The organism is Halopseudomonas sp. T1L2 (assembly GCF_055397385.1).
On the sequence record NZ_AP040865.1, the window covers coordinates 672582 to 687201 of the forward strand.

The 14620-nt window shown below is 63.1% G+C and carries 17 protein-coding genes; 13 read left to right on the forward strand and 4 right to left on the reverse strand.

Annotated elements, in window-relative coordinates; all coding sequences use genetic code 11:
- Window positions 1–10: 10 nt before the first annotated feature.
- Window positions 11–418 (reverse strand): nucleoside diphosphate kinase regulator, encoded by a 408-nt coding sequence (rnk, locus tag ACZ5WQ_RS03240; protein WP_228246225.1) that lies wholly within the window; start codon window positions 416–418, stop codon window positions 11–13.
- Window positions 419–706: 288 nt separating this feature from the next.
- On the opposite strand from rnk, the gene ACZ5WQ_RS03245 reads away from it, so the two are divergent.
- From ACZ5WQ_RS03245 to ACZ5WQ_RS03280, 8 genes are read left to right on the forward strand one after another with little or no spacing between them, the layout of a single operon-like run.
- A complete protein-coding gene (locus tag ACZ5WQ_RS03245) occupies window positions 707–1564 on the forward strand; it encodes an urease accessory protein UreD (RefSeq protein WP_269687617.1) in 858 nt (285 codons plus the stop codon).
- A gap of 15 nt (window positions 1565–1579) precedes the next feature.
- Window positions 1580–1882, forward strand: a complete 303-nt coding sequence (gene ureA / locus ACZ5WQ_RS03250; RefSeq protein ID WP_088275341.1) for an urease subunit gamma — start codon at window positions 1580–1582, stop codon at window positions 1880–1882.
- A gap of 10 nt (window positions 1883–1892) precedes the next feature.
- On the forward strand, window positions 1893–2198 hold the full coding sequence (locus ACZ5WQ_RS03255) for an urease subunit beta (protein WP_088275339.1): 306 nt from the start codon (window positions 1893–1895) through the stop codon (window positions 2196–2198).
- A gap of 21 nt (window positions 2199–2219) precedes the next feature.
- Window positions 2220–3920, forward strand: coding sequence for an urease subunit alpha (gene ureC / locus ACZ5WQ_RS03260; protein WP_335598876.1), 1701 nt, complete (start codon window positions 2220–2222; stop codon window positions 3918–3920).
- Between the two features lie 10 nt (window positions 3921–3930).
- Window positions 3931–4419: an urease accessory protein UreE gene (gene ureE, locus ACZ5WQ_RS03265; protein ID WP_104737602.1), complete on the forward strand. Its 489-nt coding sequence runs from the start codon at window positions 3931–3933 to the stop codon at window positions 4417–4419.
- Complete coding sequence (locus tag ACZ5WQ_RS03270; protein ID WP_269687614.1) at window positions 4412–5101, forward strand: urease accessory protein UreF; 690 nt, start codon at window positions 4412–4414, stop codon at window positions 5099–5101. The genes ureE and ACZ5WQ_RS03270 overlap by 8 nt, the downstream gene beginning before the upstream one ends.
- Before the next feature lie 13 nt (window positions 5102–5114).
- Window positions 5115–5759, forward strand: a complete 645-nt coding sequence (ureG, locus tag ACZ5WQ_RS03275; RefSeq protein ID WP_233049441.1) for an urease accessory protein UreG — start codon at window positions 5115–5117, stop codon at window positions 5757–5759.
- Window position 5760: 1 nt separating this feature from the next.
- Complete coding sequence (locus ACZ5WQ_RS03280) at window positions 5761–6348, forward strand: HupE/UreJ family protein (protein ID WP_464383133.1); 588 nt, start codon at window positions 5761–5763, stop codon at window positions 6346–6348.
- A gap of 157 nt (window positions 6349–6505) precedes the next feature.
- Here the strand turns inward: ACZ5WQ_RS03280 and ACZ5WQ_RS03285 are convergent, their stop codons facing one another.
- Window positions 6506–7417, reverse strand: a complete 912-nt coding sequence (locus tag ACZ5WQ_RS03285) for an alpha/beta hydrolase (RefSeq protein WP_233049443.1) — start codon at window positions 7415–7417, stop codon at window positions 6506–6508.
- Window positions 7418–7535: 118 nt separating this feature from the next.
- Between ACZ5WQ_RS03285 and ACZ5WQ_RS03290 the strand changes: the two genes are divergently transcribed.
- The 5 genes from ACZ5WQ_RS03290 (at window position 7536) to ACZ5WQ_RS03310 (ending at window position 13016) form a co-directional block, all read left to right on the forward strand.
- Entirely contained in the window at window positions 7536–8453 is a 918-nt protein-coding gene (locus ACZ5WQ_RS03290; RefSeq protein WP_338213732.1) for an AAA family ATPase, read from the forward strand.
- Window positions 8423–9424 carry a DUF58 domain-containing protein gene (locus ACZ5WQ_RS03295; RefSeq protein ID WP_420915508.1) on the forward strand — a complete coding sequence of 334 codons (1002 nt, stop codon included), beginning with the start codon at window positions 8423–8425 and terminating at the stop codon, window positions 9422–9424. Before ACZ5WQ_RS03290 ends, ACZ5WQ_RS03295 begins: the two co-directional genes overlap by 31 nt.
- Complete coding sequence (locus tag ACZ5WQ_RS03300; RefSeq protein ID WP_338213730.1) at window positions 9421–11430, forward strand: transglutaminase TgpA family protein; 2010 nt, start codon at window positions 9421–9423, stop codon at window positions 11428–11430. The genes ACZ5WQ_RS03295 and ACZ5WQ_RS03300 overlap by 4 nt, the downstream gene beginning before the upstream one ends.
- A gap of 41 nt (window positions 11431–11471) precedes the next feature.
- Entirely contained in the window at window positions 11472–11936 is a 465-nt protein-coding gene (locus ACZ5WQ_RS03305; RefSeq protein WP_338213729.1) for a DUF3429 domain-containing protein, read from the forward strand.
- Window positions 11937–12014: 78 nt separating this feature from the next.
- Window positions 12015–13016, forward strand: a complete 1002-nt coding sequence (locus tag ACZ5WQ_RS03310) for a hypothetical protein (RefSeq protein ID WP_338213728.1) — start codon at window positions 12015–12017, stop codon at window positions 13014–13016.
- 6 nt (window positions 13017–13022) lie between these two features.
- Here the strand turns inward: ACZ5WQ_RS03310 and ACZ5WQ_RS03315 are convergent, their stop codons facing one another.
- Together ACZ5WQ_RS03315 and ACZ5WQ_RS03320 are read right to left on the reverse strand one after the other, a co-directional pair.
- On the reverse strand, window positions 13023–13364 hold the full coding sequence (locus tag ACZ5WQ_RS03315) for a zinc ribbon domain-containing protein YjdM (RefSeq protein WP_335598872.1): 342 nt from the start codon (window positions 13362–13364) through the stop codon (window positions 13023–13025).
- Window positions 13365–13465: 101 nt separating this feature from the next.
- The gene (locus ACZ5WQ_RS03320; RefSeq protein WP_285676686.1) at window positions 13466–14593 is read right to left on the reverse strand and encodes a YbaY family lipoprotein; all 1128 of its coding nucleotides are present in this window, start codon (window positions 14591–14593) and stop codon (window positions 13466–13468) included.
- Window positions 14594–14620: the final 27 nt, after the last annotated feature.

Below are 14620 nucleotides of genomic sequence, written 5' to 3' on the forward strand. Positions count from 1 at the left end.
GGGCAATCACTCAGAGGTGGAAGTCACCGTTGGCTTCCGGCTGATAGAGCACATCAATGATCTTCAGGCGCAGGGGGCGGCCGGCCGGACCCTGCCAGTTGATGCTCTGGCCGATCTTCAGGCCGAGCAGCGCCATGCCAACCGGTGCCAGCACGGAAATGGTGCCGGGACGGCCCGCCTGATCCGGGTAGACCAGGGTCAGCACAAACTCCCGATCGCTGGCCTCGTCAATGAAACGCACCGTCGAGTTCATCGTAACCACGTCCTTGGGGATCTGCTTGTGGCTGATGACGCGTGCGCGCAGCAGTTCGTCCTCAAGCGCTTCGAGCATTTCCAGCGGGGCCGGTATATCGGCCATTACCTTTTCCAGGCGTTGAACATCCAGACGGGTCAGGACGATTGCAGGGGATTTGTTCATGGCGAACGGCACTACTCCTTGATCAGAGTTGGGTAAAAATGAGGTAAGGGAAAACGTCGACAGGACGCCGACCCGTCGACCCTACCAGATTGGCGCGCAGTTGCAAGGCGGTGAGTGTTTCTAATTGTGCTTCATAATGGTGCATGCAAAAGCTGTCCAAATGGTCAGTGATTCATATCGGTGCACTGATGGCTGCGCTGTCCTCGTGCGTCCCCCGGAACCCGGGACTCCTTATGTGGCATGGCACTTGCTCTGTAAATCGGGATTATTGATTGGGAATGAGCACGCATGACACACGCCTGGCACCTGGAGCAGCATGACAGCGCTTTGAACTGGCAGGCCGGTTTGCGGCTGGGCTTTGTGCGTTCCGGTGCGCGTACACAACTTGCCCATACCAGTCATCGAGGCCCGCTGCGCGTGCAGCGTCCGTTTACCCCGGAAGGGTTGGACTGCCCGCATCTGTATATTCTGCATCCGCCGGGTGGGCTGGTCAGTGGTGACAATCTGCGTCTGCAGGCCGACATGCAGGAGAACGCTTGTGCTGTCCTGACTACGCCATCCTCCGGCAAGTTCTACCGTGCCCGTGATAACGGCACCCTGCAGGTACAGCACAATCGCTTTACGTTGGCGGCTGGCAGCAGTCTGGAGTATCTGCCGCAGGACACCATCGCCTTTGAGGGCTGCCACGCGCGCATGATTACCCGCATCGATCTCGCCGTGGACGCTCGCTGCGTGGCTTGGGATCTGCTCTGTTTGGGCCGCCCTGCAGCGGGAGAGGGCTTCAGCTATGGTCAGGTAGACCAGCGGCTGGATGTCTGGCGCGATGGCCGGCCGATCTATATCGAGCGCAACCAGTTCATTGGTGGCGACCCGCTGCTGGAAGCCCGCTGGGGGCTTGGCGGCTGTGGCGTCAGTGGTACCTGGCTGGCGACCGTGCAGCTGGACCGCCAGCAGATGGATGATCTGCGTGACAGCCTGACCGACTGCCCGGAGCTGGCGCTGACCCAGCGCAACGGGCTGCTGATCGGCCGTTATCTTGGCCTGCATGCCGAGCATGCGCGTAATACCTTTATTCGTCTGTGGCGGCAGTTGCGTCCGTTGATCAACGGGCGGGAACCCTGCGCACCACGCATCTGGAACACTTGAGATGGAGCCCTCTTCATGGAGCTGACCCCCCGCGAGAAAGACAAGCTGCTGTTGTTTACCGCCGCGCTGCTGGCCGAGCGCCGGCTGGCCCGTGGCGTAAAGCTGAATTACCCCGAGTCGATGGCCTATATCAGCGCTGCCATCATGGAAGGCGCGCGCGATGGTCGCAGCGTAGCCGAGATGATGAGTTATGGCCGCACGCTGCTGACCCGCGAGCAGGTGATGCCCGGTGTGCCGGAGCTGCTCGCCGAGGTCCAGATCGAAGCCACCTTCCCGGACGGCACCAAGCTGGTCACCGTTCATAACCCGATTCCCTGAGGAGCTCGTCATGATTCCAGGAGAAGTGCAGACCCGCCCCGGCGTGCTGCAACTGAATGAAGGACGCGAAACGCTGGTGATCAGTGTGGCCAACAGCGGTGATCGTCCGGTGCAGGTCGGCTCCCATTACCACTTTGCCGAGACCAATCCGGCGCTGCAGTTTGATCGCGATGCGGCGCGAGGCTTTCGTCTCAACATCGCCGCCGGTACCGCGGTGCGTTTTGAGCCGGGGCAGAGCCGCGAGGTAGAACTGGTAGCGCTGGCAGGTGAGCGCAAGGTGTATGGCTTCCGTGGCGACGTCATGGGCAGTCTCTGAGCAGATTGGGAGAAGCGAACAATGGAAATCAGCAGACAGGCCTATGCGGAAATGTACGGCCCAACCACCGGCGACCGCGTTCGCCTCGGTGATACCGAACTGTGGATCAGCGTCGAGAAGGACCTGACCCGCTACGGCGAAGAAGTGAAATTCGGTGGTGGCAAGGTCATCCGTGATGGCATGGGCCAGAGCCAGCGTACCCGCGCCGAGACGCCGGATACCGTCATCACCAATGCCCTGATCGTTGACTGGTGGGGCATTATCAAGGCCGACGTGGCGATCAAGGATGGCAACATCCAGGCCATCGGCAAGGCCGGCAACCCGGACATTCAGCCCGGAATCGATATCATCGTCGGCCCGAGCACCGAAGTCATCGCCGGTGAGGGCATGATCCTTACCGCCGGTGGCATCGACGCGCATATTCACTTTATCTGCCCGCAGCAGATTGATGAGGCGCTGATGTCCGGTGTGACCACCATGATCGGTGGCGGCACCGGCCCGGCCACCGGCACCAACGCAACCACCTGTACCCCGGGTGCCTGGCATATCGGCAAGATGCTGCAGTCGGCCGAATGCTTCCCGATGAATCTGGGCTTTCTCGGTAAGGGCAACGCCAGTCTGCCGGACCCGCTGGAAGAGCAAATTCAGGCCGGTGCCATGGGCATGAAACTGCACGAAGACTGGGGCACCACTCCGGCGGCGATTGACTGCTGCCTGAGCGTGGCCGATGCCTTCGACGTGCAGGTGGCGATCCATACCGACACCCTGAACGAATCCGGCTTTGTTGAAGATACCCTGGCGGCCATCAACGGTCGGGTAATTCACACCTACCACACCGAGGGTGCCGGTGGCGGTCACGCGCCGGACATCATCAAGGCCTGCGGCGAATCCAACGTGCTGCCGTCCTCGACCAATCCGACGCGGCCCTACACCATCAACACGGTCGACGAGCACCTCGACATGCTGATGGTCTGCCACCACCTTGATCCGGCCATCGCCGAAGATGTGGCCTTTGCCGACTCGCGCATTCGCCGCGAGACCATCGCCGCCGAAGACATCCTGCATGACCTGGGCGCCTTCTGCATGATCTCCTCCGACTCCCAGGCCATGGGCCGCGTCGGCGAGGTGATTACCCGCACCTGGCAAACCGCGCACAAGATGAAAGTCCAGCGCGGCCCGCTGGAAGGCGACGACGACTGGTCCGACAACGCGCGGGTCAAACGCTACATCGCCAAGTACACCATCAACCCGGCCATTACCATGGGCGTCGGTCATGTGGTCGGCTCGATTGAAGTCGGCAAGCTGGCGGATCTGGTGCTGTGGAAGCCTGCCTTCTTCGGCACCAAACCGAGCCTGATTCTCAAGGGCGGGGCCATTGCGGCTGCGCCCATGGGTGATCCGAACGCCTCCATCCCGACACCGCAACCGGTGCATTACCGGCCGATGTTTGGCGCCTTCGGGCGGGGCATGGACACCACCTGCCTGACCTTCGTCTCGCAGGCGGCGATTGATGCTGGCGTGGCGGAAAAGCTGGGCCTGAAGCGTCGTCTCGAGGCCGTTCGCAACACCCGCACCATCAGCAAGGCCGACATGAAGCTGAACGACTATCAGCCGGACATCAGCGTCGATCCGCAGACCTATGTGGTCAAGGCTGACGGCGTTGAGCTGCTCTGCGAGCCGGCTGACGAGCTGCCGTTGGCGCAGCGTTATTACCTGTTTTAAGGAGAGCACGATGCTGGAATGTCATGCCTGGCTGGAGGACGAGTCCGGTCCCCATGACCACGTACTGGAGCTGACCTACGAGCTGCGTACCCGCAGCCGCCTGCGCGCCAAGACGGTCGCCGGTGATGAAGTGGGTCTGTTTCTGCCGCGTGGCCGCGTGCTGGCGCAGGGCGACCGCTTGCAGTGCCTCGACGGCAGCGTGCTGATGATTGCCGCCGCGCCGGAAAAGCTGTCGCGCGTCGTCTGTGACGACACCCTTAAACTGGCCCGCGCGGCCTATCACATGGGTAACCGCCACGTAGCGCTGGAGGTGCACGCCACCGAACTGCGCTACCAGTGCGATCACGTGCTGGACGCCATGCTGGTCGGCTTCGGGTTGGAGGTCGAGCAGATCACCGCACCGTTCAACCCGGAGAAGGGCGCCTATCACAACCACAGCCACAGCGTAGCCACGCCGGCCGCGCCGCTGCTGCGCCTTGCTGGGCACGCCCATGACTGAGCTGAACCCAGTCGCCGATCTGGCCCTGTTGCGTGTGCTGCAGCTGGCCAGTCCGGCGCTGCCGATTGGCGCCTACGCCTACTCGCAAGGGTTGGAGTACGCCATCGAGCAGAACTGGGTAACCGACATCGACAGCGCCGCGCACTGGCTGGGCGGCTTGCTGGGTCACTCGCTGGCGCGGCTGGATATTCCGCTGCTGCTGCGCCAGTACGACGCGCTGGAGCGCGACGACGAAGGCGCGCTGTTCTCCTGGAATGACTGGCTGCTGGCCAACCGGGAAACCGCTGAGCTTTATCTGGAAGACAGCCAGCAGGGTGGGGCGCTGCTGCGCCTGCTCAAGTCGCTGGCGGTGCCGGCGGCGATCGAATGGCCGCAGGGCGAGCCGATTGCGCTGATGACCGCACTGGCAATGGCCGGCCAGCATTGGCAGACCGGCGCTCGCGCGCTGGCGCTGGGTGCGCTCTGGAGCTGGCTGGAAAACCAGACCGGCGCCGCTACCAAGCTGATTCCGCTCGGGCAGACCGACGCCCAGCGGTTGCTGGATCGCATGCTGCCCGATTTGCCTGCGGTGGTGGATACCGCCGCCACACTGTCCGCCGATGATCTCGGCGCAGGATTACCGGGCCTGGCCTTTGCCAGCGCCCGCCATGAACATCAATACACCCGATTGTTTCGATCTTAAGGAGCACTGACACATGACTTCCAGACCTGCACTGCGGGTAGGCATCGGCGGACCGGTCGGGTCCGGCAAGACCGCACTGGTGCGCACCCTTTGCGAGCGCCTGTATCCGCACTACAACCTGGGCGTGATTACCAACGACATCTACACCCGCGAAGACGCCGATTTTCTGCTGCGCCATCAGGCGCTGCCGGAAGATCGCATTCTGGGGGTAGAAACCGGCGGCTGCCCGCACACCGCGATTCGCGAAGACGCGTCCATGAACCTGGCCGCGGTGGCCGAGCTGCAGGAGCGCTTTCCGGACATGGAACTGGTGCTGGTGGAGAGCGGCGGTGACAACCTGGCTGCGACCTTCAGCCCGGAGCTGTCTGACCTGACCCTCTACGTGATCGACGTGTCTGCCGGCGACAAGATTCCACGCAAGGGCGGCCCGGGCATCACCCGCTCCGATCTGCTGATCATCAACAAGACCGACCTGGCCCCGCTGGTCGGTGCCGATCTGGGTGTCATGGACCGTGACGCCAAGAAGATGCGTGGCGAGCGTCCGTTCGTATTCTCGAACCTCAAAAGCGGTCAGGGCGTGGACCAGATCATCGAATTCATCGTTCGTCAGGGCATGCTCAAGGCTCTGCCGGAAACTGCACAGCAACAAGGAGCCTGACATGACACAACTGAACAAACGCCTTGGCTTGATTGCCACTCTTGCCCTGCTGCCCGGACTGGCACAGGCACACCCCGGCCATGATGTCTCGGGACTGGCCGCCGGGATCACGCACCCGTTGATGGGCATGGATCACCTGCTGGCGATGGTGGCGGTTGGTCTGTGCGGCGCCAAGCTGGGTGGTGCTGCCCGCTGGCTGCTGCCGCTGCTGTTCGTCTCCGTGATGCTGGTGGGCGGGGCGTTGGCGATGGCCGGTGTTCACCTGCCGGGCGTTGAACTGGGCATCGTCGGGTCGGTCATCGTACTGGGCGCGCTGCTGGTTGTTGTGCAGCGTGGCCAGACTGCGCCGGTGGCGCTGCTGGTGGCTGGCTTCTCGCTGTTCCACGGCTACGCCCACGGTGCTGAAATGCCTGCTGCTGCAGGTGCGCTGAGCTACGCGCTGGGCTTCGCGGTCGCTACCGCCGCATTGCACGCAGCCGGTCTGTTTGGCGGCCTGTGGCTGCAGGAGCGCAAGGCCGCGCGCGTCGTGATGGGCAGCCTGGGCGCCCTGATCAGTCTGGCTGGCGTCGGTATGGCCGTCGGCATGTAATCGGCTGCGGTACCGGCGGCGTTGACCCGCCGGTACCGCGTCTCTGCGCTTAACCTCTTCGTTCTCTTTCCTTCCAGCATCACCCGGCCTTCTCGGATTTTTCGGTTTGTCCGGTTGACGGCGTTGCCCTGACTTCCCTTGCTTGTGCCGTTTTTTCCTAGTTGGTTCTGGCTGAGGCGACAGCCGGATCCGTGCTGACTTGCTGCCCGCCATCCCGCTTGCCGTGCCGACTTATGAAGCCGGTGATCTGCTCAATCATCGGAGCCCGGTCCTGAAAGGGCGCTGCCAGTGTGAGCAGAATTTTGATGTGCCCCATGTCGCTCAGAATCGCGCTTTGCGTGGCAACCTGATAGTCGCTCAGGGCCTCGGCGAGTTGCCGGGTGTTGCGCTGCGGGTCAACCAGGCTGTCATCGGCTCCGGCAAGCAGCAGGGCCGGCGGGCTGGCGGCACTGGCGTGGACCAGCGGCTGGGAGTCGACCGGCGTCTGCGGGTGATAGAAAACCGGCTGCACATTGGGATTGATGATCGGCAGAAAGTCATAGGGCCCGGCGAGACCGATCCAGCCACTGAGCACCTCGGGGGCAAGTTGTTCCTGTGCCAGCCAGCGCGGATCTAGCGCGAGCATGGCGGCGTTGTAGGCGCCGGCACTGTGGCCCATGACGAACAGCGGACCGGCAGGGCTTTGCCAGTTGCTGCGGTTGGCCCGGGTCCAGGCCAGTGCCTTGGCGCTGTCGCGCAAAAAATCGGGATAGCGGACCTCGGGATACAGCCGGTAGTCCGGGATCACGGTGATAATGCCGCGACTGGCCAACGCCTGGCCGACAAACCGGTAGTCTGCGCGTTCGCCGTTGCGCCAGCTACCACCGTAATAGAACACCACCACCGGGGCGTTAGCTTTCAGGTCCGTCGGCAGGTATACGTCGAGCCGCTGGCGTGGCAAGTCACCGTAGGGCAGATCGGTGAGGGTTTTGTAGCCGTTTTCAGGCACCAGCCAATTGACCGGGGCCAGCGCCGAGCAGCCGCCCAGCAGGCTTGTCAGCAGCAGGACCATCGTGCGAAACAGTGACATTCAACCCCCTCGGATTTCCTGATGGGTGATGTGCAGGCTGTTACAAGCTATTGCATTTGGCTTTCGCGTAACAGCGCTTGCACCTACCATGGCATGGTAGCCCGGAGAAGAGGTAAGCATGAAGGATGTGTTGAGTGCGGCGCAGGACGCCATAGGTGAGGTGCTGCTGGGCAAATCCCAGGCGATCAAGCTGGCGCTGGCCTGCATTCTGGCCAAAGGGCATCTGCTGATCGAGGATCTGCCCGGCATGGGCAAGACGACGCTGTCGCAGGCGCTGGCCCGGGTACTGGGCATGAGTTACCAGCGTATTCAGTTCACCAGTGACCTGCTGCCCGGTGACATCCTCGGCACCTCGGTATTTGACCGCAATACCGCCCAGTTTGTGTTTCATCCCGGGCCCATCTTTGCCGAGCTGGTGCTGGCCGACGAGATCAACCGTGCGACCCCGAAGAGCCAGAGCGCCTTGCTTGAAGCAATGGAGGAAGGCCAGGTGACGGTTGACGGGGCGACCCGCCCGCTGCCCGATCCGTTTTTCGTGATCGCCACCCAGAACCCTGTTTCCCAGTCCGGCACCTTCGCGCTGCCCGAGTCGCAGTTGGATCGGTTTCTGATGCGTCTGTCGCTCGGTTACCCCAGCGAGGCGGCCGAGAAGAGCCTGCTGCAGGGCGATGCACGTCGGGTCCGCCTGGACGCCATCAGGACCGTGCTTGGTCGTGAGCAGCTCTGTACACTGCAGGCGCTGGTGCCGCAGGTTACCGCCAGTGAAGCGCTGATCGACTACATCCTGCGGCTGGTCAACCACACCCGCAACAGTGACGCGTGTGCCTGGGGGCTGTCGCCACGGGCCAGTTTGGGCCTGCTGGCCGCAGCCCGCGCCTGGGCACTGCTGGAACAGCGCAATTACGTCATTCCCGAAGACGTGCAGGCGGTATTGCCTGCCGTGGTCAGCCATCGTCTGCGCGCCACCCACGATCCGGCCGGGCATGGCGGCGACAGCCTGGCGCGCTGGTTGCTGAGCGAGGTGTCGCCGGTGTGAGCGACGCAATACGTGAGCGCCTGCGCCAGTGGCACCGTGGCTGGTTGCGCCGCCGCATACCGCCCGCGCAGCAGATTCGGCTCGATCACCGGCGTATTTTCATTATTCCGGGCAAGGCCGGCGCTGGATTTCTGTTGCTGCTGGCGATCATGCTGGTAGGCGCTATCAACTATCAGAACAGCCTGGTATACGGCCTGACCTTCACGCTGCTCAGCCTGTTCTGGGTGGCCCTGCATCATACTTACCGCAATCTGGCCGGGGTGCAGCTCAGGGCAACCGGTGGCAGGCCGGTGTTTGCGGGGGAGCAGGCCCCGCTGGGCCTGGTGCTCAGCAGCTCGCGGCGGGAACATCAGGCACTGCGTCTGAGCTGGCCGAAGGCTGGCTTGCATACGGTTGATGTGCCCGCCGGCGGCGAGCAGGCACTGACCCTGTATTACCCGACCGATCATCGAGGCTGGTTAACACTTGAGCGGCTGAGGGTCGAGACGCGCTTTCCGCTTGGCTGGTTTCAGGCCTGGAGTCTGGTCGATCTGGACTGGCAGGTGCTGGTCTACCCCAGACCGGTCAGCCGCCCGTTGCCGCGCGGCAGTGCGCCGGAGGGCGCGGAGCACGATCAGGATCAGGCGCTGGTCGAAGGGGTGGACGATTTTCAGGGCCTGCGCGCCTATCAGCCGGGTGATTCGCGCAGGCGTCTCGATTGGCGCGCCTGGTCGCGCGGCCAGGGTTTGCACAGCAAAATATTCGCCGAGCCGCAGCAGCAGAGTCTGTGGCTTGACCTGACCAGCGCGGTCGGTCGTGATCTGGAGGAACGGCTCGGGGTAATGACCGGTTGGGTGCTGGCGCTGGAGAACGCTCGCCGCGCCTACGGACTGAGCCTGCCCGGCCAGCGTATCGAACCGGCGCTCGGCCCTGCGCATCGTGAGCAGTGCCTGCGGGCGTTGGCGCTGTATGGTCTGGAGCCGCAGCGATGACCGCGTTGATTCCGCGTAACAGCCTTGCCTGGCTGTTGATTGCCCAACTGGTGGTACTGGTGCCGCATTTGCCCCGCCTGCCCTGGTGGATCGCGGTGCTCTGGCTGGGTTGTGCACTTTGGCGGGTGCAGATTCAGCGTATGCGCTGGGGCTATCCCGGGCGTCTGCTGCGCGCAGGCGGTCTGCTGTTGACCGGGCTGGCGGTGTATGTCTCCCAGGGCACGCTAATCGGGCTGGATGCCACCGTGATGCTGCTGCTCCTGCTGTTCATGCTCAAGCTGCTGGAAATGCGCAGCCCGCGTGACGCGCTGGTGGTGATTTACCTCGGCTTCTTCATTGTCGCGACCGCGTTTCTGTTTGATCAGGGTATTCCGCTGGCCCTCTACCAGGGACTCTGCACGCTGATTCTGGTAGCGGCGCTTGTAGGCCTGCAGCAGAGCCCGGCGCGCAATGATCCTGCAGCCGCCCTGCGCCGGGCCGGCGCTATGGTTTTGCAGGCGCTGCCGTTGATGCTGGTGCTGTTTCTGTTCTTTCCCCGACTGGCACCGCTGTGGTCGGTCAATGTGCCCGGCAGCAGCGCCCGCACCGGCCTGTCCGAGAGCATGGCGCCGGCGGACATCGCCAATCTGGCGCAGTCGCCGGAGCTGGTCTTTCGGGTTGAGTTCGACGGACAGGTGCCGCCGGCATCGACCCTGTACTGGCGGGCCCTGACACTCAGTCGCTTTGATGGGCGCACCTGGTCCTACGATCAGCGTCTGGAACAGCGTACCGTGCCACCCCTTAGTACGGCAGGCGCTGCGCTCGTTTATCAGGTGGTTGCCGAGCCCAGCGGTCGCAACTGGCTGTATAGCTTAAGCGGGAGCGTCAGCAGTACGCCCCAGGTCAACCGGCTGGCCGATGACACCTTGCGCGCCTTGCGGCCGCTCAGCGGTACCTTCGCCTATACGGCCACGGCCCATAGCGATGCCCTGCTGCAACCGGAAGGGCTCTCGGTCAGTGAGCGTCGCCGTGAGCTGCAACTGCCGCCCAGCGGTGACCCGCGTGCCCGTGCCTGGGCCCGACAGCTGCGTGCCGAGTATGGCAGTGATGCGCAACTGATCCAGGCGGTGCTGGCGCATTTTTCCGAGCAGCCGTTCTATTACACGCTGCAGCCGTCGCCGCTTGGCCAGCATGCCAATGACGAGTTCCTCTTCGAATCCCGCCGTGGTTTCTGTGAGCACTACGCCGGTGCCATGGCATTCGTTCTGCGTGCGGCCGGGATTCCGGCTCGTATCGTCACCGGCTATCAGGGCGGCGAGCTGAATCCCAGGGGTGGATATTTACTGGTACATCAGTTTGATGCCCATGCCTGGGTTGAGGCGTGGCTGCCGGGAACCGGGTGGACCGCCTTTGATCCGACCTTTCAGGTTGCTCCCACGCGCATCGAGCGCGGACTGGAAGAGGCCATGCGCGAGGAAGGCAGCTTCCTCGCCGAGGCGCCGCTGTCAGGAGCGCGCTACCGCGGCGTCAGTTGGCTTAACAGCCTGCGCCTTAGCTGGGATGATCTGAACTATCAGTGGCAGCGGCGGGTGTTGAATTTTCGCTCGGAGGAGCAGCTGGCCCTGCTCCGACGCTGGCTTGGCACTGCCGACTGGCAGCGGATCGGTGTGATTGTGCTGGCGCTGGTGTTTACCCTGATGGCAGTGCAGGCGTTTTTCTGGCTGCGGCCCGCCCGGCGTACCGGCACACCGGCGCAACGTGCCTGGCAGCAGCTTGATCGGCGTCTGCGCCCGCTTGGCCTTGGCGCGCAGGCCGGGGAGGGGCCGCGGGACTGGCAGCAGCGTATTGGGTGCGCACTGCCCTCGCAGACTGACCTGCTGGCAGCGTTTTTTGACTGCTTCGTTGCCCAGCAGTATGCGGGTGGTAACGCTGATGCGGCGCTGCTGCGCGCGCACCTCAAGCGGTTGCTGCGCAATCTGCCACGGCGGCGTTCGGCGGGCTTGCCAGTCAAGCGTCGACTCTTATAATCGATTGGGCCTATCCCGGCATAGTTGGCAGCGGAGTTTGCATGCATCCATTCGGCGCAACGCGTCCCCCTCGTCTGGCGTTAGTGCTTGGTCTGGCGGGGCTCATTCCCTTTGTAACCGGGGCATTGGGCCTTTGGCTCACCCCCGAGGCCTGGCGCGACAGGGTGCTCGAGGAGCTGCTGGCCTATGCCGCCATCATTCTGGCCTTCATGGGCGCCATTCACTGGGGCCTGGCGATGCGCGCCGAGGAGAACAGCGACAAGGCTCCTGTTCAGCTGGGGCTTTCGGTCATCCCGCCGCTGCTCGGATGGGTAGCCTTGGCATTGCCTAACGTCCTCGGGCTGCCGGTCATTCTGGTCGCCTTTGCAGCGTTGTATTTTGCCGACATCTGGGCGGTCAATCACGGGGTCGCGCCGGTTTGGTACCCGGCGCTGCGCAAGCCGCTGACGATTATCGTGGTCTGTTCGCTGCTGGTTGCCTGGCTGGCAACGCTGGTGGTGGGCTGAGGCTCACTGTTTCGGGTGATGGGCGCGCAGGGCAGGGTGTGATCAAGTAGGTCGCACACTTGTTCATGCGGGCCTGCCGTGCAATCCGATCTGTCTTTCCATTACGTTGATGGGCGCTGGCTGCTGGCGCTCTATGCGGTTATCCCGCTTTCGTTTGCCGTCATCGCGTTCGATGCGCTGGTGTTGCAGCGAGCACTGCTGCACAACCTGCTGCCGGACGACCCCAATGACTGGGCACTGTGGGCGCTGCTGTTCGGCCTGCCGCATATCGTCGCCAGCGCACTGACGCTGTCGGATCGCGCCTACCTGCGGCATTACCGTCGGCAACTGCTACCGGCATTGCTGGCGTTTCTGCTGATCTGTCTGATCGGATGGTATGGTCCGCAACCGCTGAGCTATCAGTTGCTGTTTGTGTTCTTTGCCGGCTTTACCGTCTTGCATGTGCTGTCGCAGCAGCTGGGCATTGCCCTTGTGCTGAGCGGGCGCAGGCCAGGACGCCTGTTTCGTTTGTGGAAGTGGGTAGCCATCGCCGCGGGTCTGGCGATCTATCTGAACGTTTATGGGGGGCAGTATCTGGGGCATTTTCGGGTCGCCGGCACGGATGTCTATGCGTTGCTGGCCGGGTTGGCTGGTGCCCTTTGTGTGATCTTGCTGCTGTTGACCTGGCGGTTGGCGGGGGCTTGCGAAGGGCGCCTCGGGTGCTGGTTTATCTGGGCCAATGGTGCGCTGCTGGTCAGTGCACTGATGATCAATCAGTTGGGGTACACCTTGCTGGTGATCCTGATGCCGCGCCTGATACATGATCTGACCGCATTCAGCGTGTACATCACCCATGACCGCAATCGCCAGGCGCGTACCGCAACAGGCTGGCTGTATCGCTGGCTGCCCGCGGCCGGTGTGACGCCGTTCGTGGTGCTGCCCGCGGCGTCGATTCTGATCGCCTGGCTACTCAATACCCATCAGCAGCATGCCGTCATCGGGATCGCAATCCTGTTGATCTCGTTTATGCATTATTACTGGGAAGGGTTTGTCTGGCGCGGCGAAAGCCCGTTGCGTCAGCACGTGCGCTTTCGCCGCTAACGGGGCTCAGACCTTTTTGACGAACTCGGACTTGAGGTTCATGGCGCCGATACCGTCGATTTTGCAGGCAATATCGTGATCGCCGTCGACCAGACGAATGTTCTTGACCTTGGTGCCGACCTTGACCACCAGCGATGAGCCCTTGACCTTGAGATCCTTGATCACGGTCACTGTGTCACCGTCCTGCAGCGGGTTGCCGTTTGCATCCCTGATACCCGAGTCGCTGGCGGCCTGGGTGTCTGCTGTCTCTGCCGACCATTCATGGGCGCATTCCGGGCAGATGAACATCAAGCCGTCCTGGTAGGTGTAGGGGGACTGACAGGCAGGGCATTGGGGCAGATCACTCATGCGGGTACCTCGGTATGGCGGGATTGACCCTGCGGAGTACAGGGTCATTGGCGCCGGCATAATGCCCGATAGCGGCCTGACTGTCCATGCTGCAGCTGATGTTATAGGGCTTCTGCGACGATCTTGCGGCCATCTGCCGTTATCAGCAGAAGATGGCCCTGCGCATCGATATCGAAGCGCGACAGCTGCTGCAACACGTCGAACAACGCCTGATCCTGAGCCATCAGCTCATCCATGCAGGCTTTCTGGGTGGCTGCAATCGCGCTGGTGGTGAGGTTCTCTCCGGTTAATTGATAGCCGGAGGAAAAGCCGTTGCAGGCACCCTGACCACCCATACGCCCGTCCGCGGTGAAGCTGAGGGTTACCGGGGTGTCGCTTTGCACTGCCTTGTCATCGATATGCTGCACTTTCCAGGTGTGTTTGGTCAGCAGGGCTTCCGGCGCACCGCCGCAGCCGGTCAGCTCCGTCGCTTCGCGCTGAACCCGAACCCGGTAGGGGTATGGCATGCCGGTCATGCTGTCGTGGCACAGCGCCGGGGTTATCTCGACAACCATCTGATGTGTCGTCCCGGCATCAAGGCGTATGGTGTCGCCCTGACGGGTTGCTGTCGGCGTCGGTGTAAGCTGGGCGGCGCTGCTGTCCTGACGGGTCAGGCGCATCCGTTCGCTGTCGATGGTCAGCATCCAGCCGGGCTCGTTACCCCGTGCCTGCAGTGGCAGCAGGGTGCTGACATCAATCACCTCGGCGTCGTCAGGCACCCGCCCGCTGACCTTGATCATCATCAGGGTGCCCAGGTCGTTGATCGCCTGACTGAGGTCAATGGGGTAGTGGGTGTCGGTAGTCCACAGCAGCTTTCCGTCGGTCCCGCGAATCTGGCCGGACACGGTGTAGGTCGCCTGCGGCAGAAACATGCGGGGTTCCACCTTGAGCTCGAACGGCACCGGAACCGACATGCCGATCAGCGTGGTTTTTTGTTCGGCCAGCACGGTGGCCGGGGCGTCAGCGCGTGACACATCCAGCAGTCGGACGTGGGCGACGCTGCCCGGCGGCAGGGCAATACGCTCGCGGTAGCTTATCGCTCCGCTCACCTGCCGGGTCTGTGGCACTACTTGCTGTTCTGCCGTGGTGGCGGGCGTGCTGTCGTCTTCCGGGGCGGCGTTATGGGCGCAGCCCGCCAGCAGCCAGCCGAAGGCTGCAGCAAGCAGCAGACGTGACGGGGAAAGCAGCATGGAGAATCCTCTTCTGTGTGGCCGTGT